This window comes from Betaproteobacteria bacterium (genome assembly GCA_016720925.1).
In the GTDB taxonomy this organism is placed as follows: Bacteria; Pseudomonadota; Gammaproteobacteria; order Burkholderiales; family Usitatibacteraceae; genus UKL13-2.
The window spans coordinates 102995-119176 of sequence record JADKJR010000009.1 but is presented as its reverse complement, the minus strand read 5'-3'; the positions used below and the strand labels follow the sequence as shown (position 1 = coordinate 119176).

The window sequence follows — 16182 nt, the reverse complement described above, 5'->3', positions numbered from 1 at the left end:
ATGACAGGCTTTTCAGCCTGTCTCTTATTTCGTGACGCCGGCGGCTGGCCAATTCTCCAGTTTCATGCCTAGGGTCAGTCCCTTGCTGGCGAGGACTTCCTTGATTTCGTTGAGTGACTTGCGACCCAGATTCGGGGTCTTCAGCAGTTCGTTTTCGGTACGCTGGATCAAATCACCGATGTAGTAAATATTTTCGGCCTTGAGGCAGTTGGCGGAACGTACCGTGAGCTCAAGATCGTCAACCGGTTGCAGCAGGATCGGATCGATCTGCGGTGTCTTGGCTTCTTCGGTCTGCATCGGCGTGCCTTGCAGATCAGCGAACACAGACAGTTGATCGACCAGCACACGGGCGGCGTACCGAACCGCTTCTTCTGGCTCAATCGCGCCGTTGGTTTCGATATCCATCACCAGTCTATCCAGATCGGTACGCTGTTCAACGCGCGCGCTTTCGACGGCATAGGACACACGGCGAACCGGCGAATACGATGCGTCAAGCAGGATGGCGCCGATGGAACGGTTATCGTGGTCGGCGCGGCGCGCGGTGGCGGCAACATAGCCACGGCCTTTTTCAATCTTGATCTGCATGTCGAGTTTGCCATCCTTGGTCAGATGGGCAATGACGTGATCGGGATTCAGAATCTCAACATCATGCGTCTGCTCGATGTCCGCGCCCGTGACCGCGCCCGCCGTGCCTTTTTTCAGCTTCAGCGTGACTTCGTTACGGTTATGCAGCTTCATCACCAAGCCCTTGAGGTTCAGCAGGATGTCGACCACATCTTCCTGCACGCCTTCAATGGTGGAGTACTCGTGAAGCACACCGGCGATCTTCACTTCGGTCGGGGCGTAACCCGGCATCGAAGACAACAGGATACGGCGCAAGGCGTTGCCCAGCGTATGGCCATAGCCGCGCTCGAACGGCTCCATCACAACCTTGGCATGTGCCGGGGAAATGTTTTGCACGTCGATGATGCGCGGCTTCAGGAAAGTCGTAGCATTACTTTGCATTGACGAAGGCCTCTATAAAAGATGAAGACGCACCATGCAATACATGGCGCGCCCGAAAAACGAATTACTTGGAATACAGTTCGACGACGAGTTGCTCGTTGATGTCGGCCGCAAATTCGGCGCGATCCGGCATGGACTTGAAGACGCCTGAAAACTTCTTGGAGTCGACTTCCACCCAGCTCGGGAAACCGTTGGCTTCAGCGAGTTTGAGCGAGTCCTGCACGCGCAACTGCTTTTGCGCCTTTTCACGCAGGGTTACCACATCGGCGGGTTTGAGCAAATAAGACGGAATGTTCACTGACTTGCCGTTAACCTGCACCGCGCAATGGGAAACGAGCTGACGCGCTTCCGCCCGCGTGGAGCCGAAGCCCATGCGATAGACGGCGTTGTCGAGACGCGATTCCAGCAGCTGCAGCAGGTTTTCACCGGTCGCGCCCTTGCGACGCTCGGCTTCAGCGAAGTAGGTGCGGAACTGACGTTCCAGTACGCCATACATGCGGCGAATCTTCTGCTTTTCGCGCAACTGCGTGCCGTATTCCGACACGCGATTTTGCTTCGCGCCATGCTGTCCGGGACGCGATTCAAGTTTGCACTTGGAATCGAGCGGACGGCGTGCGCTCTTCAGGAAAAGATCGGTGCCCTCGCGACGGGAGAGCTTACATTTTGGACCAAGATAACGAGCCACGTTCTATTCTCCCTGGCAATTACATGCGGCGACGCTTGGGTGGGCGGCAACCATTGTGCGGTACCGGCGTCACGTCAGCGATCGACAAAATTTTGATGCCCAAGGCATTCAGTGCACGCACTGCCGACTCGCGGCCCGGGCCGGGGCCCTTGATGCGTACCTCCAGATTTTTTACACCACACTCCTGCGCGGCTTTGCCGGCAGCTTCGGCGGCTACCTGCGCCGCGAACGGCGTGGATTTGCGTGAGCCTTTGAAGCCCGCTCCGCCTGAGGTTGCCCAAGACAGCGCATTTCCCTGGCGATCGGTAATGGTGATGATGGTGTTATTGAACGACGCATGAATGTGTGCGATGCCTTCCGACACATTCTTCTTGACCTTCTTGCGTACGCGTGTGGCAGCGGTGGGCTTAACCATGCTTATATCCTTCGTCTAAAACTTATTTGGCCAAGCGAATGGCTTTGCGCGGGCCCTTGCGGGTACGTGCGTTGGTGCGGGTGCGCTGACCACGCAGCGGCAGGCCTTTGCGATGACGCGTGCCACGGTAACAACCAAGATCCATCAATCGCTTGATGTTCATGGATATTTCACGGCGGAGGTCGCCCTCAACCGTCAGCTTGGCGATTTGCTCGCGCAGCTTGTCCATCTCGCCATCGGTCAGATCCTTGACCTTCGCCGAGGTTTTGACGCCCGCGGCGGCACAGATTTTTTGTGCGCTGGTGCGGCCGATGCCATAGATCGCGGTCAACGCGATTTCGGTGTGCTGATGATTGGGAATATTGACGCCAGAAATACGAGCCATGATGGTTTTCTCTACTTTTCCAATTAACCTTGGCGCTGCTTATGGCGCTTGTCTGTACAGATCACGCGCAGCACGCCCTTGCGTCGTACCAGCTTGCAGTTACGACAGATTTTTTTTACCGATGCTTGAACTCGCATAATCGCTACTCCTTCAAATTTCTGTTTCCGCCTACTTGGCGCGGAAGGTGATTCTTGCTTTCGTTAAATCGTAGGGCGTCAGTTCTACGGTCACTTTGTCGCCAGGCAAAATGCGGATGTAGTGCATACGCATTTTTCCGGAGATATGGCCCAACACAATGTGGCCGTTCTCCAATTTCACCCGGAACATTGCATTGGGAAGTGTTTCAACAATTTCCCCCTGCATCTGGATCGTTTCTTCTTTCGACATTAACCCTCGTATACCTTGGTTGGAAGCTAATTGTCAGCGGACCGGAAACCCGGCGCCTTTGAAATTGGCTTTCTTCAACAAACCCTCATACTGGTGCGACATCATGTAAGCCTGCAGCTGCGCCATGAAGTCCATGGTGGTAACCACAATAATCAACAATGAGGTACCACCAAAGTAAAAGGGCACGTTGTATTGCAAACGCAGGAACTCGGGCAGCAAACACACCAGCGTGATATAGAACGCCCCCGTCAAAGTAAGACGCATCAGGATCTTGTCGATATATCGCGCCGTCTGTTCGCCGGGACGGATGCCCGGAACAAACGCACCGCTCTTCTTCAGGTTATCCGCCGTTTCCTTGGAATTGAACACAAGGGCCGTATAGAAAAAACAGAAGAAGATGATCGCGGCTGCATACAGAATCGTATAAAGCGGCTGGCCAGGTGAAAGTGCCGCGCCGATATCTTTCAGCCAGGTCATATTGTCGCTTTGACCAAACCAGCCGGCAACTGTCGCCGGGAACAGAATGATCGAAGACGCAAAGATCGGCGGAATTACGCCGGACATGTTGAGCTTCAACGGCAAATGCGAGGACTGACCGCCATACAATTTGTTGCCGACCTGGCGTTTGGCGTAATTCACCAGAATCTTGCGTTGGCCACGCTCAACAAATACCACGAGGAACGTTACACCGACGACCAGAATCACAATACCCAGAACAACCGGGATCGACATCGCTCCGGTGCGCGCCAATTCGAGCGTGCCACCGATGGCGGAAGGGAGTCCCGCGACAATGCCTGCGAAAATGATCAGCGAAATACCATTGCCCACACCGCGTTCGGTAATTTGCTCACCCAACCACATCAGGAACATGGTGCCGCAGACCAGGGTGATCACCGTGGTCAGGCGGAATGCCATACCGGCATCAATCACCAGGCCCGGCTGCGACTCCAGCGCAATCGAAATGCCCACGCCCTGAAACAGCGCCAATGCAACGGTGCCGTACCGGGTGTACTGGGTAATTTTGCGACGTCCGGCTTCGCCTTCCTTCTTGATTGCTTCCAGTGGCGCGTAAACGACTGTCAGGAGTTGCATGATGATCGATGCCGAAATGTACGGCATGATCCCCAGTGCGAACACCGAGAAACGCGACAGCGCACCACCCGAGAACATATTGAACATACCAAGGATGCCACCGCCTGCCGTGTCGAACAGTTTGGCCAATTCCACCGGATTGATTCCCGGCACGGGAATGTGCGTACCAATGCGGAAGACGATAAGCGCCAGCACCAGGAACACCAGTCGGCGTTTCAGGTCGCTCATCTTGCCCATTGCCGCTAGGGGGTTGGAAGCCAAATCCGTTTCCTGTTCAGTCTTTTGTGCGTGTTAACTATTAAGCCTGCGGTGCCGCAGCGGCCGCTTGTGGTTCGGCCTCAATGGAGCCGCCCGCCGCTTCAATGGCCGCCTTGGCACCCTTTGTGGCAGCGATACCCACCAGCTTTACTTTTTTCTCAAGCTTTCCGGACAGGATGACTTTTGCAGCCAATGCCCCGTGTGGTACAAAACCTGCCTGCTTCAATGCGGCAAGGTCAATAGTCTCAACCGGCATCTTGGCGATTTCCGACAAGCGAACCTGTGCGGTGTCGTAACGCGTCAGCGAAATGAATCCGCGCTTCGGCAAGCGACGTTGCAGCGGCATTTGGCCGCCTTCAAATCCAACTTTGTGAAAGCCACCCGAACGGGATTTCTGGCCCTTATGGCCACGACCAGCCGTTTTTCCCAGGCCCGAACCAATACCGCGACCAACGCGACGACGGTTCTTTTTGGAGCCCTCAGCGGGCTTGATGGTGTTCAATTCCATATTTTTCTCGCTCGTTTATTTCGCACGAATTATTTCTCGGCGAAGAACCTGACCTTAGGCAGCAACCTGGAGCAGGTAGCTCACTTTGTTAATCATGCCGCGGTTCGACGGCGTATCAATGACAGTGACGGTCTGGTGGATTTTTCTCAAGCCCAAGCCACGAATGCACGCCTTGTGCGCTTCGAGTCGACCGATGGTGCTCTTGATCAATTTGACGCTGATGGTTTTCTGGGTGGACATGTTGTCTCCGATTAACCGAGAATTTCTTCAACGGTCTTGCCGCGCTTGGCAGCGATTTCCGAAGGACGGCTGATTTGCAGCAAGCCATCCAGCGTGGCGCGAACCACGTTGTAAGGATTGGTGGAGCCGTGGCATTTGGCTGAAACGTTGGTGATACCCATCACTTCGAACACCGCGCGCATGGCACCGCCAGCTTTGATACCGTTACCTTCAGCGGCAGGCTGCATGAATACCTTGGTACCGCCGTGCTTGCCGATCACCGTGTGATGTAGCGTGCCGTTATTTAGCGGGATCTTGACCAGCTTGCGGCGGGCCATTTCCATCGCTTTTTGTACCGCAACTGGTACTTCACGCGATTTGCCCTTGCCCATGCCGATGGAACCATCTCCATCACCGACCACGGTCAATGCGGCGAATCCCAGGATACGACCGCCCTTCACCACTTTGGTGACGCGGTTTACCGAGATCATCTTCTCGCGAAGGCCGTCGCCTTTGTCTTCTTGCTGATCGCTTCTTGCCATTTGTCGAATCCTTAATTAGAACGTTAGGCCGGCTTCACGAGCCGCCTCGGCCAGCGCCTTGACGCGACCGTGATACGCGAAGCCCGAACGATCAAATGCAACCGTGGACACACCGGCCGCCTTCGCGCGCTCGGCGATACGCTTGCCTACCAGCACCGCTGCATCCTTGTTGCTGCCGCTCTTGACTTGGCCGCGCACTTCTTTTTCGGCGGTAGAGGCCGCCGCCAGCACCTTGGCGCCACTGGCGTCGAGGATCTGCGCATAGATGTGCGTATTGGTGCGGTGAACGGTCATGCGAACCGCTTTTAAACGTGCGATGGTGGCGCGGGTTTTCGCGGCACGACGCAAACGGGAAATTTTCTTTTCGATCATGATAGCCTCGCTTACTTCTTCTTCGTCTCTTTGAGGGTGATCTTCTCGTCGGAGTAACGTACGCCCTTGCCTTTATATGGCTCGGGAGGACGATAACCGCGAACAATGGCAGCGACCTGACCAACCTTTTGCTTGTCCACGCCCTTGATGAGAATCTCTGTCGGCACCGGTGTCTCGCATTTCACGCCATCAGGCATGGAGTGCACGATCGGGTGCGAAAACCCAAGCGTCAGGTTCAGCTTTACACCTTGCGCTTGCGCCTTGTAGCCCACGCCGACCAGATTCAGTTTCCGTTCAAATCCTTTTTCGACGCCGGTGACCATGTTGGCAACCAGGGCGCGCATGGTGCCGGACATCGCATTGGCTTGCTTGCTGTTGCCAACCGCTTCGAACACCAGTTTGTCGCCATCTTTTTTGACGGTGACATCACGGGAAGAAGCCTGCTTCAGCGTGCCGAGTGGACCTTTTACCGTAATCTCGTTTTCCGCCAGTGTGATTTCCACTTTCGCGGGAACGATGATGGGGAGCTTGCCTACGCGTGACATATCGTTCGCCCCTTACACCACGATGCAGAGCACTTCGCCACCAACACCGGTAGCACGCGCTTTGCGATCGGTCATGACGCCCTGGGAGGTGGATACAATCGCCACGCCCAGTCCGTTCATGACGGGTTTGATATCTTCACGTCCGCGGTACACGCGCAGGCCAGGGCGCGAGATGCGCTCGATCTTTTCGATCACCGGCTTGCCAGCGTAATACTTGAGGCTGACGTTCAGTTCGTTTTTGCCTTCGATGGTACGAATGGCGAAGTCTTCAATGTAGCCTTCGTCCTTCAATACCTTTGCAATGGCCGACTTCACTTTCGAAGCGGGCATTGTCACGTCGACCTTTTCCGACTGCTGCGCATTACGAATGCGAGTCAGCATATCGGCGATCGGATCACTCATGCTCATAATTTGTCTCCGTCCGCTTTCCGGTTACCAGCTTGCTTTCACCAGGCCCGGCACTTCGCCGCGCATAGCGATTTCACGCAATTTGTTTCGACCCAGGCCAAACTTGCTATATACGCCACGTGGCCGACCGGTAAGCGCACAACGATTGCGCAGGCGCGTCGGGTTGGCATTGCGCGGCAGTGCTTGCAGCTTCAGGCGAGCCTGATAGCGATCTTCTTCCGGAATGCTTTGGTCGTTGATGATTTTCAGGAGTGCCGCGCGCTTGGCCGAAAACTTCTTGACCAGCTTTTCGCGTTTGTCCTGACGGTTGATGAGAGCGAGTTTAGCCATGATGTGCCTTGAACTTAACCTTTCAGCCTCGGAACGGGAATTTGAAAGCCGCCAGCAATGCCTTGGCTTCTGCATCCGTCTTCGCGGTGGTGGTAATCGAGATATTCATGCCGCGCAATGCGTCAATCTTGTCGTACTCGATTTCCGGGAAAATGATCTGCTCTTTAATGCCCATGTTGTAATTGCCACGACCATCGAAAGAGCGGCCCGAGATACCGCGGAAGTCGCGCACGCGCGGCAGTGACACGGTAATCAGGCGATCAAGGAATTCATACATGCGATTCGCGCGCAGGGTAACCATGCAGCCGATCGGGTAACCGTCGCGAATCTTGAAGCCGGCGATCGATTTCTTCGACAGCGTCACGACAGGCTTCTGGCCAGCGATCTTCTTCATGTCGCCCACGGCGTGATCCATGATTTTCTTGTCGGCCACCGCTTCGCCCACACCCATGTTCAGGGTGATCTTGGAGATGCGCGGAACTTCCATCGTGGACTTGTAGCCGAATTGCTTGATCAGCGCCGGCGCCACAACTTCCTTGTAATGTGTTTGCAGTCGAGTCATGTCTAATCCTTACGCGTCGACAACTTCGCCGTTGGAACGAAACACTCGCACTTTGCGCTTGTCGTCCAGGGTCTTGTATCCAATGCGGTCCGCTTTGCTGGTCGCCGGATTGAAAATGGCGATATTGGAAACGTGAATCGGCATTTCCTTCTCGACGATTCCGCCCGTTATCCCCTTCATCGGGTTCGGCTTGGCGTGTTTCTTGACGCGATTGATGCCTTCCACCACGGCACGCTCGACCTCAGGAACCACGCGCAACACGGTGCCGCGTTTGCCTTTGTCTTTGCCTGTGAGGACGACAACCTGATCGCCTTTTTTGATCTTGCTCATCATCGGCTCCTTACAATACTTCCGGCGCCAGCGACACGATCTTCATGAAGCGCTCGTTACGCAACTCGCGCGTAACCGGCCCAAAGATACGGGTGCCAATCGGCTCCAGCTTCGCATTCAGCAACACGGCGGCATTGCCGTCGAACTTGATGAGCGAACCATCGTTACGGCGTACACCCTTGGCGGTACGAACCACCACGGCGTTATAAACTTCGCCCTTTTTCACGCGGCCACGGGGCTGCGCGGATTTAATACTGACTTTGATGACATCACCGATGCCGGCATAGCGACGCTTGGAGCCGCCGAGCACCTTGATACACATCACCGACCGCGCGCCGGTGTTATCGGCGACGTCGAGAATCGACTGCATCTGAATCATTTTTTATCTCCAACTTGTGCCGCGACCACCGATGTGGAAACAGCCAGTCTTGGATCCGTCTTATGTCAATCGCCCCTTGGAGGAGACGATCAACAGGTTAGAAAATTTCTTTTTGCCCGGTCGCTTAACTTCGGCTTCGGCTGACGCTCGGGCAGTACGCACCGCGATGATTTGCAAGGCGTTTTGTAGCAGACTTTCAGCCGACGAAGCCACGGCTGAAGCAGCAAAGAGCGCGATTTTAACCCGATTTCGAATCGGTGCGCAAGAGCTTTCGTTGTTTTTGCCAAAGACTTCCCCGCCGGCAGCGAAAGGCCGACGAACGGCGACGGCGCGTTGGGAAATGCGATCATTCACTAAAAACTGTTTAATCGCAATGACTTACGTGCCGAAAGTTCGGCTGGGATTTCCTTGATTTGCCCTGGTACGCAGCCGCCGTCAGACGGCCATCATCCCGCCATCTACCGACAAGATGTGCCCGGTTACGTAGCTCGCGGCGGCGGAAGCCAGGAATATCGCCGGGCCCATCAGGTCCTCATCGCCCCCCAAGCGACCCATTGGGGTCATCGCGAGGATTTGCTTGTCAATTACCTTCAACAAGCCAGCACTCATTTTGGACGGAAAGAAACCCGGTGCTATCGCATTGACGCGAATGCCGTGTTGCGCCCATTCGGCAGCGAGCGCCCGGGTGAAATTGATCAGCCCGCCTTTGCTGGTGTTATAGGCAATGGTCTGCATCGGTCCCATTTGTCCGCGAAATCCGGCAATCGAGGCCACATTGATGATGGCCCCACTCTTGTTCGGAATCATGCTCTTGGCGCCCACCTTCTGCGAAACCAGAAACGCGCCGGTGAGATTGGTATTAAGCACCTTGTTCCAGGCGTCGAGTGAGTACTCTTCCGCAGGTGCGCCCCAGGTTGCGCCCGCATTGTTGATCAGGATATCGATCCGGCCAAAGTGGGCAATCACTGCGTCAACCATCGGCGCAATTGTTTCAGGTTTGGATAAATCGCTCGGATGGATAACGACCTCGTAACCCTTGCCGGCCAGTTCTTTGCGCGCGGATTCCAGTTCATCGGTTTTCCTTGCCGTCAGCGCAAGCTTCGCGCCCATTTCGCCGTAGCCGTGGGCAATTTGCAGCCCGAGTCCGCGGGAACCGCCAGTGATCAATGCGACCTTGCCGGTCAAATCAAAAAGCTCCTTTGCGCTCACGCCAATCTCCTGTCATTTCCCTGAATATTCGCAATTCTGACACGCAGCAGGTTCGCCTACTTGCCAAATCGATCGAACCATCAAACCAAAATCTGGAATCATGGTCTGACTTGGCGGGAGTAACATGAAAGTTCGTTTCACGATCCTGCTGAAAGGAGTGACCATGAAATCCACTTCAATTTTGTCTTTATTGCCTTCATTACCTTTATTACCTTTATCGCTCGCTGTAGCATTGGCGCTGCTCGGCACTGCAAACGCCAGCGTGACTGTCACATTCATTCAACCGGACAAGTACGCCGACATGCCATTTAACTCCCGTGACAAGGAGAATGTAATGGCAGACTTGCAGAAACACTTCGACACCCTTGGCGCAACCCTGCCCGCGGGACAAGACCTGAAGGTTGACGTTCTGGATATCGATCTCGCCGGGCGCATTGAGCCAAGCACGCGACTGACGCAGGACTTGCGTATCCTGCGCGGCAGCGCCGATTGGCCCATCATCACCTTGCGCTATAGCCTGGAAAGCCAAGGAAAAGTGCTGAAAAGCGGCGAAGAACGCATCGCCGACATGTCGTATCTTCAAGGCTACAACCGCTACAGCTCAGGTGAAAGTCTGCGATATGAAAAACAAATGATCGATCGGTGGTTCAAGAAAACGCTAGTGGCGCCAAAGCAAGGTGGCTAACCAAAGAAATTTGGCTATTGCACCGCCGGGACGGCGATATATAGGGTTTTGAACAGGTTAAAGAAATAGAAAAAGTCAAGCGCTGGCGCGGCCTCTGGCGGTTTTTATCGCGGAGAACCGCGCCAGTGCTAGCGTTTGACAATCAGGCCGGACTGCACGCTGCTACGCAGATCTATCCCAATTCTCTGCCATTCGTCGACGCATACCCTCATCGGGAAGTTCGCCAAGTAGCGCCTTCATGTTCTCCGCCATGTGCGTCGCTTGCGACGTGGCCGGTATCGCGCAAGTCACGGCTGGGTGCGAGACGATGAATTTCAGAAAGTAATCCGCCCAGGTTTTGCAGCCAAATTCATCCGCCCACGCTGGTAGGGGCTTTCCTCGTATCCGGCGAAACAGGCCGCCGCCGTCAAACGGCCGATTGACAATCACGGCCGCACCACGCTCTCGCGCCAGCGGCAACAGGCGCGATTCCACCGACCGATCCGACAGGTTATAGGTGAACTGCACAAAATCGAAACGCTCGCGTTTCATCGCGGCCTCGAGGTCATCGGAACGGCTGCCGTGTGACGTCGTGATGCCGATATAACGAATACGTCCTTCGGCCTTCCACGTCTTCAACGTCCGAAGATGTGTTTGCCAATCCATCATGTTGTGGATTTGCAGCAGGTCAAAAACCGGGTTGCCCGGGAATGCGCCGTTCCCTGCCCGCCACAGCGCAAACGAGTCCTCCATCTGCCCGCGTCCCGCCGCCTCGCCCATCGTCCATACCTTTGTTGCCGCAAACACCCGCTCCCTCCCCACAACGGCACTGGCGCCGGGCCGCAGCAATTCACCGATGACCTGCTCGGATGAACCATACATGGGTGAGGTGTCGATCAGCGCGCCGCCCCGATCAAGGAACGTCTGCAATACCGCCCTCAACGCATCGACCCTCACGCCTGCATTGCCGTTACCGGCGACATTGAATGTCAGCCATGAACCCATGCCGACGACTGGAATCCGTTCGCCGCTGACGGGGATGGCGCGCATATGTACAAGCGGCCTGTCGATGCGCGGACCCGAGGCCCACACGGCTTCAGGCACCGCCATCAAGGCACTCGCACGCGACAGCGTTTGCAGGAATTCTCGCCTGTCAAGTGGTGGGGGTGTCCGCATGTTTGTCCGGAAAGTTGAAAACGATGTCAATTCGATAACGGCAGAAGTTTTTTGTTCCATGCGCGCGCGCGGCATCGCGCAATTCGCGCGACCAGGTCGCCCCAAAAAAACTCAACCAAACCCGAACCACAACCGAGACAGTCGCGCTTTTAGCGCATTCGCACGCCTTTTTCTCCATTTCGTCGCAATCCGTTTGAGCGCATGTGAGCCTTTAACTACAGTGACGTCATCAACAGCGCAGTACCGAACCCAAACAACCAGGAGATAAACATGAACACCAATTACACCAAAGCCAATTTGAAAGACAACGTTGCCGCCGCCGCCGTACTTGCCGCCACCTTCATCGCCATCGTTGGTTCAATGGTCAACAGCAGCGATGCACGCGCAAATCACGAAACCGTGCAACAAATGGAAGCAATCGTGGTGGCCGCGCCGCGCTTCGAAGTTACCCGGATGGACACAATCGTGGTGACTGCATCGCGCGAAGCCAATATCTTCCTTGCCTCGAACTAATCAGCTTCTCTTTGCACCGCACGCTCACTCGCAACAAAGCATCGTTGCAGGCAATTGGGAGAATCGCATGATAAGACGACAACGCAAAGCAGGTATCAGGGTATGAAACCCTAGCACTGGCGGGGTTTCCTGGCCGAAATGCCGCCAGAAGCCTCGCCAGTACTAGGGTTTCACCGCATCAAACCAGCACGGCGGACCTCGGTCCGCCGTGCTGGCTGATTCGACCACTCTTTACAAATTCTTTTGTCACTTGCGCGGTCGACCGGAAATTCGGCAACCGCACTTCAACGATTCGAGACCAGTTTGAGCCGGGTTTTCTTCGCATCAACGAGCGGTGCCAGTTCCATGACGTTTCGATATCCATAGTTAAAAAGCGCCGCAAATGTGGAAAGATTGAGCGAGGCCGATGGCAATTTGCCGGGAAACGCGCCTTCCGCGTTCGTAAAATTGTTGTTGCAGTAGATCAGTACGCGCGTGCGCTTGTCGGGGATAAATCGCGCCAGGCTAGCCTCGGTGATGTCGGGAAAGCTCAGGTTAAGCGCGCCATCGACATGCAGTTCGCGATATTTTTCGCTGCTGCGCGCATCAAGAATCACGGTGCCGGGCTCACCACTCATGCGCAGGAAATCGTCTTCACTGATTCGCCGCCCTTCACGATGCCGCAACGCCTCTTGCGTCACCGCCAGAAATGCCTGTGCATCGATGCGCGGATTCAACGCGACCGCCGGATCCTGCGCGGCGAATGTTGTGGAAACCATCAGTGAAAAGACCACACCCATCGTGCATTTCATCGCAAGCCTCCGTTAGTTCCGCGCAGCGCGCGTCGCAACAGTTCCAACGGCTTGGCCCGGCATTGTGATGACAGGTTCCAATTGTGGCATGGCGCCATGGCGGCCATGCCAGGACATCATCCCAGCACGCGATCAGCCACCTGGTAGATATCTTTCATCGCCTCCGGCTTGAACACGACTTCGCGCACACCGGCGCGGCTCGCCTGCAATCGCAATGCCTCGGTGATAAAGCCCGACGCCAGCGTGACCGGCAGGTTCGGGCGAATGCTGCGCACTTCCAGTGCGACTTGCAGCCCGGACATCGCCGGCATTTCCTGATCGACCACCACCAGGTCATAGGCGGACGGATCGGCGCGCAATGCCTGTAGCGCGGTGAACGGATTTACGTGACCGACCACACGGTAACCACGCCGTTGCAGCATGTACGTAAAAAGTTCCACCATTACCGGGTCGTCGTCAATGTAGAGAATCTGCGGCTGTTTCTCCGCGGGCGCGGCGACTGGAGCCTCTCTGAACCTTTTGCGAACAATATGCATGGTGCGTCCTGACAAAGGGCAATTAAATGACGCGACGATTTGCGTCGTGGTTCGAATGTGTTCTATCTCGCCTCGCGCCCGCCATATGCCAAACCGACTTCGGGCTGGGCCCTTGAGACTACACCTTATGGCGCTACTCAACTCCCATTATGTTTGCAAAGCGCATTCATGTGATACCGCAATCGAGGGATGGACTTCGTTCATTTTTCTGGCGTATCACGCGTCAAACGGCGAAGGGCAACTTTCCGGCGCCAGGCAGACATCGGCCCAAATCGCACGGCTATACTTGGCCACACAGAAAATCCGGGGGTGGGCACAATGAATCGCAGGGACTTCATGCGCATCGGCATGGCGGGTGCCGGGCTGGGGACGGCAATCGAGGGAGCAGCCATGGCAACGAAGGCAGCGTCAGGCAAGAAAACCGCATTCAATGTCATTGAAGCGAGCGTGACCGATCTGCAGGCCGCGATGCAATCCGGCAAGCTCACATCGGTTTCGCTGGTGAAGGCATACCTGGCACGCGTCAAGGCAATCGACAAATCCGGCCCGCGCATCAATTCCATCATCGAACTGAATCCCGATGCGATGAAAATTGCCGCGGCGCTCGACAAGGAACGCAAGACGAAGGGACTGCGCGGCCCGCTGCACGGCATCCCGGTGCTACTGAAGGACAATATCGCGACCGCCGACAACATGCAAACCACTGCCGGCTCGCTGGCATTGATGGGCGTGAAGCCGCCGCGTGATGCGTTTCTGGTTACCCGATTGCGCGACGCCGGCGCGGTCATTCTTGGGAAGACCAATCTGAGCGAATGGGCCAACCTGCGCTCGACGCGCTCCACATCCGGCTGGAGTGCGCGCGGAGGATTGACCCGCAATCCCTACGCGCTCGATCGCAACGCCAGTGGGTCCAGTTCGGGTTCCGCCGCATCGATCGCCGCAAGCCTGGCCGCTGTGGCGGTCGGTACGGAAACCGATGGTTCGATCATTTCGCCCGCCAATGTCAATGGCCTGGTGGGCTTCAAACCGACCGTGGGCCTGATCAGCCGTAATGGCATCATCCCGCTTTCGCATTCGCAGGATACCGCCGGTCCCATGGCGCGCACGGTTGCCGATGCCGCGGCACTGTTGAGCGTGATCGCGGGTAGCGATCCACGCGATGACGCAACGCGTGAAGCCACCACTCGCACGAAGGACTACACCAAGTTCCTCGATGCCGATGGCCTGAAAGGCGCACGCATCGGCGTGGTGCGCGCCAACTTCGGTGGACGCAACGATCTCGCCTCCGCCGTGGTCGAAGAAGCGCTGGTGGTGCTACGTGCCAAAGGAGCCATTCTGATTGACCCGGTCGAGATACCAAACGCTGGCAAGTATGGCCAAACCGAGCTGGACGTATTGCTCTATGAACTCAAGGCGGATATGGCGGCATACCTGGCTGAATTTGCGCCGGGGTCGGCAATCATGACGCTGAAAGACCTGATCGATTTCAACGAAAAACACCGCGATCGCGAGTTGCCATTTTTCGGTCAAGAGTATTTCCTGCGCGCGGAAGCGAAGGGCGGACTCGACAGCCAGGAGTACCTTGACGCGCTGGCCAATAATCACCGCTACGCGCGCGCCGAAGGGCTGGATCAGATACTGAAAGAACACCGGCTCGATGCACTGGTCGCGCCGAGCGGTCCACCGGCCTCACTGACGGATCTCATTCGCGGCGATCCGGGTGGTGTCAGCTTCAGTTCTCCCGCCGCCGTGGCCGGCTATCCGCACATCACTGTCCCGGCCGGTTTTGTTCGCGGTTTGCCGGTCGGTATGTCGTTTGTTGGCGCGGCATGGAGCGAGGCCACGTTGATTCGCTTGGCTTTTGCCTATGAGCAAGCAACCCGGCACCGCCGCAGCCCGACATTTGCCAAAACACTGAATCCGGCAGGCTGATTGGCCGCGCGGGCTGCCTTTTCAACTGTCAGCGCTCAATTTGGTTCCGTCCGATCAATCTGGTGAACCCGAACCGCTTCGTCCGCAAATCCTGACTACGGCTGCTGCTGCCTGTGTCTTTCGTACTCGATGCGCGCACGTTCGGTCTCGCGCTCGATGCGCGCGAGTTGCCGTTCTTCTTCTTCGCGGGCACGCTCCGATTCACGCGCAAGCTGCGCGCGCTGCCGTTCAAAGTCAGCGGCTGCTTTTTCGGATTCGTATTTTGCGCGCGTGAGCTCCGCATCCCGTTCCATCTGTGCACCGGCGGCGCGAAGTCGGGCCACGTGCTTACGTTCAATGTCCCCGGCCGTTTCGTCATGTCGGCAGCCATTCCCTAACACCGTCACGTATTGCCAGTTGGCGGAGTAACACTGCCACTGAATCGGCAAATTGCCGATCGGCTCCGCCAGTTGCGGCAGGAAAATCGCCCGCAGTCGCTGGCCGGACTTGTCCTTGTCATCGAGCAGCAGTTCGATCACACCGCCTTCGCGTACATTCAGCTCCGTAACGGGTTCCGCGCCTTGAATGCGTCCAAGCTTGACGGTGCCGCCCACCAGCTCTGCTGCCTCGGCATTGGATTCGGCGAATCGCAGGTCAGACTGGAATCTTTCGGTCTGGGCGGTCCTGAGATGCCGAAGGGATCCCATCAGATTTGCAGACGCTGTGTTGACCTGTGGCGCCGAACGCGAAAAGAAGACGGCCACAAAGATAGTGACGAGCGCGGCAGCAATGAGGATGCCTATTTTGTTACGCACGGTTGAAATTTGTTCTTGAAAAGTGAACGCCGGGAGGCGGGTACGCGAAACTAGTATTGTAAGGGGAACCTGCCGGAATCAACGCCGTTACTGCTCTCGCGGACTACTTACGCAGTTGCTTGGGTCGCCACATGTTGCTTGCGAC

At 56.2% G+C, this 16182-nt stretch carries 26 protein-coding genes; 3 read left to right on the top strand and 23 right to left on the bottom strand.

Going from position 1 to position 16182, the window contains the following annotated elements; genetic code table 11:
• Window positions 1-24: 24 nt before the first annotated feature.
• The 19 genes from rpoA to IPP88_14595 all read right to left on the bottom strand — a co-directional run bounded on the left by rpoA (window position 25) and on the right by IPP88_14595 (window position 9631).
• On the bottom strand, window positions 25-1005 hold the full coding sequence (gene rpoA, locus IPP88_14685; GenBank protein MBL0123912.1) for a DNA-directed RNA polymerase subunit alpha: 981 nt from the start codon (window positions 1003-1005) through the stop codon (window positions 25-27).
• Window positions 1006-1069: 64 nt separating this feature from the next.
• The gene (rpsD, locus tag IPP88_14680) at window positions 1070-1690 is read right to left on the bottom strand and encodes a 30S ribosomal protein S4 (protein MBL0123911.1); all 621 of its coding nucleotides are present in this window, start codon (window positions 1688-1690) and stop codon (window positions 1070-1072) included.
• 19 nt (window positions 1691-1709) lie between these two features.
• Complete coding sequence (rpsK, locus tag IPP88_14675) at window positions 1710-2105, bottom strand: 30S ribosomal protein S11 (protein ID MBL0123910.1); 396 nt, start codon at window positions 2103-2105, stop codon at window positions 1710-1712.
• Between the two features lie 22 nt (window positions 2106-2127).
• On the bottom strand, window positions 2128-2490 hold the full coding sequence (gene rpsM / locus IPP88_14670; protein ID MBL0123909.1) for a 30S ribosomal protein S13: 363 nt from the start codon (window positions 2488-2490) through the stop codon (window positions 2128-2130).
• A gap of 23 nt (window positions 2491-2513) precedes the next feature.
• Entirely contained in the window at window positions 2514-2627 is a 114-nt protein-coding gene (gene rpmJ / locus IPP88_14665; GenBank protein ID MBL0123908.1) for a 50S ribosomal protein L36, read from the bottom strand.
• 31 nt (window positions 2628-2658) lie between these two features.
• Window positions 2659-2877 carry a translation initiation factor IF-1 gene (gene infA, locus IPP88_14660; protein ID MBL0123907.1) on the bottom strand — a complete coding sequence of 73 codons (219 nt, stop codon included), beginning with the start codon at window positions 2875-2877 and terminating at the stop codon, window positions 2659-2661.
• Between the two features lie 33 nt (window positions 2878-2910).
• Complete coding sequence (secY, locus tag IPP88_14655; protein MBL0123906.1) at window positions 2911-4230, bottom strand: preprotein translocase subunit SecY; 1320 nt, start codon at window positions 4228-4230, stop codon at window positions 2911-2913.
• A gap of 37 nt (window positions 4231-4267) precedes the next feature.
• Window positions 4268-4735, bottom strand: coding sequence for a 50S ribosomal protein L15 (gene rplO, locus IPP88_14650; GenBank protein MBL0123905.1), 468 nt, complete (start codon window positions 4733-4735; stop codon window positions 4268-4270).
• Between the two features lie 54 nt (window positions 4736-4789).
• Window positions 4790-4975 carry a 50S ribosomal protein L30 gene (rpmD, locus tag IPP88_14645; GenBank protein ID MBL0123904.1) on the bottom strand — a complete coding sequence of 62 codons (186 nt, stop codon included), beginning with the start codon at window positions 4973-4975 and terminating at the stop codon, window positions 4790-4792.
• A gap of 11 nt (window positions 4976-4986) precedes the next feature.
• On the bottom strand, window positions 4987-5496 hold the full coding sequence (gene rpsE, locus IPP88_14640) for a 30S ribosomal protein S5 (GenBank protein ID MBL0123903.1): 510 nt from the start codon (window positions 5494-5496) through the stop codon (window positions 4987-4989).
• Window positions 5497-5511: 15 nt separating this feature from the next.
• Window positions 5512-5865 (bottom strand): 50S ribosomal protein L18, encoded by a 354-nt coding sequence (gene rplR, locus IPP88_14635; GenBank protein MBL0123902.1) that lies wholly within the window; start codon window positions 5863-5865, stop codon window positions 5512-5514.
• Between the two features lie 14 nt (window positions 5866-5879).
• A complete protein-coding gene (gene rplF, locus IPP88_14630; protein MBL0123901.1) occupies window positions 5880-6413 on the bottom strand; it encodes a 50S ribosomal protein L6 in 534 nt (177 codons plus the stop codon).
• A gap of 12 nt (window positions 6414-6425) precedes the next feature.
• Window positions 6426-6821: a 30S ribosomal protein S8 gene (gene rpsH / locus IPP88_14625; GenBank protein ID MBL0123900.1), complete on the bottom strand. Its 396-nt coding sequence runs from the start codon at window positions 6819-6821 to the stop codon at window positions 6426-6428.
• Window positions 6822-6845: 24 nt separating this feature from the next.
• Window positions 6846-7151 (bottom strand): 30S ribosomal protein S14, encoded by a 306-nt coding sequence (gene rpsN / locus IPP88_14620; protein ID MBL0123899.1) that lies wholly within the window; start codon window positions 7149-7151, stop codon window positions 6846-6848.
• 22 nt (window positions 7152-7173) lie between these two features.
• Entirely contained in the window at window positions 7174-7713 is a 540-nt protein-coding gene (gene rplE / locus IPP88_14615) for a 50S ribosomal protein L5 (GenBank protein ID MBL0123898.1), read from the bottom strand.
• Between the two features lie 9 nt (window positions 7714-7722).
• The gene (rplX, locus tag IPP88_14610) at window positions 7723-8043 is read right to left on the bottom strand and encodes a 50S ribosomal protein L24 (GenBank protein ID MBL0123897.1); all 321 of its coding nucleotides are present in this window, start codon (window positions 8041-8043) and stop codon (window positions 7723-7725) included.
• Window positions 8044-8053: 10 nt separating this feature from the next.
• Window positions 8054-8422, bottom strand: a complete 369-nt coding sequence (gene rplN, locus IPP88_14605) for a 50S ribosomal protein L14 (protein ID MBL0123896.1) — start codon at window positions 8420-8422, stop codon at window positions 8054-8056.
• A gap of 60 nt (window positions 8423-8482) precedes the next feature.
• A complete protein-coding gene (locus IPP88_14600; protein MBL0123895.1) occupies window positions 8483-8776 on the bottom strand; it encodes a hypothetical protein in 294 nt (97 codons plus the stop codon).
• Window positions 8777-8857: 81 nt separating this feature from the next.
• Window positions 8858-9631 (bottom strand): SDR family oxidoreductase, encoded by a 774-nt coding sequence (locus IPP88_14595; protein ID MBL0123894.1) that lies wholly within the window; start codon window positions 9629-9631, stop codon window positions 8858-8860.
• 163 nt (window positions 9632-9794) lie between these two features.
• Here IPP88_14595 and IPP88_14590 point away from each other — a divergent pair, with 163 nt between their 5' ends.
• Window positions 9795-10316, top strand: coding sequence for a DUF3016 domain-containing protein (locus IPP88_14590; protein MBL0123893.1), 522 nt, complete (start codon window positions 9795-9797; stop codon window positions 10314-10316).
• 162 nt (window positions 10317-10478) lie between these two features.
• On the opposite strand, the gene IPP88_14585 is transcribed toward IPP88_14590, so the two are convergent.
• On the bottom strand, window positions 10479-11471 hold the full coding sequence (locus IPP88_14585; protein ID MBL0123892.1) for an aldo/keto reductase: 993 nt from the start codon (window positions 11469-11471) through the stop codon (window positions 10479-10481).
• A gap of 270 nt (window positions 11472-11741) precedes the next feature.
• Between IPP88_14585 and IPP88_14580 the strand changes: the two genes are divergently transcribed.
• Complete coding sequence (locus IPP88_14580; protein ID MBL0123891.1) at window positions 11742-11984, top strand: hypothetical protein; 243 nt, start codon at window positions 11742-11744, stop codon at window positions 11982-11984.
• Between the two features lie 284 nt (window positions 11985-12268).
• Here IPP88_14580 and IPP88_14575 read toward each other — a convergent pair whose 3' ends face one another.
• Entirely contained in the window at window positions 12269-12775 is a 507-nt protein-coding gene (locus IPP88_14575) for a rhodanese-like domain-containing protein (protein ID MBL0123890.1), read from the bottom strand.
• 116 nt (window positions 12776-12891) lie between these two features.
• A complete protein-coding gene (locus IPP88_14570) occupies window positions 12892-13311 on the bottom strand; it encodes a response regulator (GenBank protein ID MBL0123889.1) in 420 nt (139 codons plus the stop codon).
• Window positions 13312-13629: 318 nt separating this feature from the next.
• Between IPP88_14570 and IPP88_14565 the strand changes: the two genes are divergently transcribed.
• A complete protein-coding gene (locus tag IPP88_14565) occupies window positions 13630-15243 on the top strand; it encodes an amidase (GenBank protein ID MBL0123888.1) in 1614 nt (537 codons plus the stop codon).
• A gap of 95 nt (window positions 15244-15338) precedes the next feature.
• On the opposite strand, the gene IPP88_14560 is transcribed toward IPP88_14565, so the two are convergent.
• Window positions 15339-16037, bottom strand: a complete 699-nt coding sequence (locus IPP88_14560) for a hypothetical protein (protein MBL0123887.1) — start codon at window positions 16035-16037, stop codon at window positions 15339-15341.
• Window positions 16038-16182 lie beyond the last annotated feature (145 nt).

What these genes read in the sequence shown, in the direction of transcription:
- rplF (MBL0123901.1), bottom strand. Translation starts at nt 6,413, where the DNA reads ATGTCACGCGTAGGCAAGCTCCCCATCATCGTTCCCGCGAAAGTGGAA.
- rpsM (MBL0123909.1), bottom strand. Translation starts at nt 2,490, where the DNA reads ATGGCTCGTATTTCTGGCGTCAATATTCCCAATCATCAGCACACCGAA.
- IPP88_14580 (MBL0123891.1), top strand. Translation starts at nt 11,742, where the DNA reads ATGAACACCAATTACACCAAAGCCAATTTGAAAGACAACGTTGCCGCC.
- rpmJ (MBL0123908.1), bottom strand. Translation starts at nt 2,627, where the DNA reads ATGCGAGTTCAAGCATCGGTAAAAAAAATCTGTCGTAACTGCAAGCTG.
- rplX (MBL0123897.1), bottom strand. Translation starts at nt 8,043, where the DNA reads ATGAGCAAGATCAAAAAAGGCGATCAGGTTGTCGTCCTCACAGGCAAA.
- IPP88_14565 (MBL0123888.1), top strand. Translation starts at nt 13,630, where the DNA reads ATGAATCGCAGGGACTTCATGCGCATCGGCATGGCGGGTGCCGGGCTG.
- IPP88_14575 (MBL0123890.1), bottom strand. Translation starts at nt 12,775, where the DNA reads ATGAAATGCACGATGGGTGTGGTCTTTTCACTGATGGTTTCCACAACA.
- rplN (MBL0123896.1), bottom strand. Translation starts at nt 8,422, where the DNA reads ATGATTCAGATGCAGTCGATTCTCGACGTCGCCGATAACACCGGCGCG.
- rpmD (MBL0123904.1), bottom strand. Translation starts at nt 4,975, where the DNA reads ATGTCCACCCAGAAAACCATCAGCGTCAAATTGATCAAGAGCACCATC.
- rplE (MBL0123898.1), bottom strand. Translation starts at nt 7,713, where the DNA reads ATGACTCGACTGCAAACACATTACAAGGAAGTTGTGGCGCCGGCGCTG.
- rpsN (MBL0123899.1), bottom strand. Translation starts at nt 7,151, where the DNA reads ATGGCTAAACTCGCTCTCATCAACCGTCAGGACAAACGCGAAAAGCTG.
- IPP88_14570 (MBL0123889.1), bottom strand. Translation starts at nt 13,311, where the DNA reads ATGCATATTGTTCGCAAAAGGTTCAGAGAGGCTCCAGTCGCCGCGCCC.
- rplO (MBL0123905.1), bottom strand. Translation starts at nt 4,735, where the DNA reads ATGGAATTGAACACCATCAAGCCCGCTGAGGGCTCCAAAAAGAACCGT.
- infA (MBL0123907.1), bottom strand. Translation starts at nt 2,877, where the DNA reads ATGTCGAAAGAAGAAACGATCCAGATGCAGGGGGAAATTGTTGAAACA.
- rpoA (MBL0123912.1), bottom strand. Translation starts at nt 1,005, where the DNA reads ATGCAAAGTAATGCTACGACTTTCCTGAAGCCGCGCATCATCGACGTG.
- rpsH (MBL0123900.1), bottom strand. Translation starts at nt 6,821, where the DNA reads ATGAGCATGAGTGATCCGATCGCCGATATGCTGACTCGCATTCGTAAT.
- IPP88_14585 (MBL0123892.1), bottom strand. Translation starts at nt 11,471, where the DNA reads ATGCGGACACCCCCACCACTTGACAGGCGAGAATTCCTGCAAACGCTG.
- rpsK (MBL0123910.1), bottom strand. Translation starts at nt 2,105, where the DNA reads ATGGTTAAGCCCACCGCTGCCACACGCGTACGCAAGAAGGTCAAGAAG.
- IPP88_14590 (MBL0123893.1), top strand. Translation starts at nt 9,795, where the DNA reads ATGAAATCCACTTCAATTTTGTCTTTATTGCCTTCATTACCTTTATTA.
- rpsE (MBL0123903.1), bottom strand. Translation starts at nt 5,496, where the DNA reads ATGGCAAGAAGCGATCAGCAAGAAGACAAAGGCGACGGCCTTCGCGAG.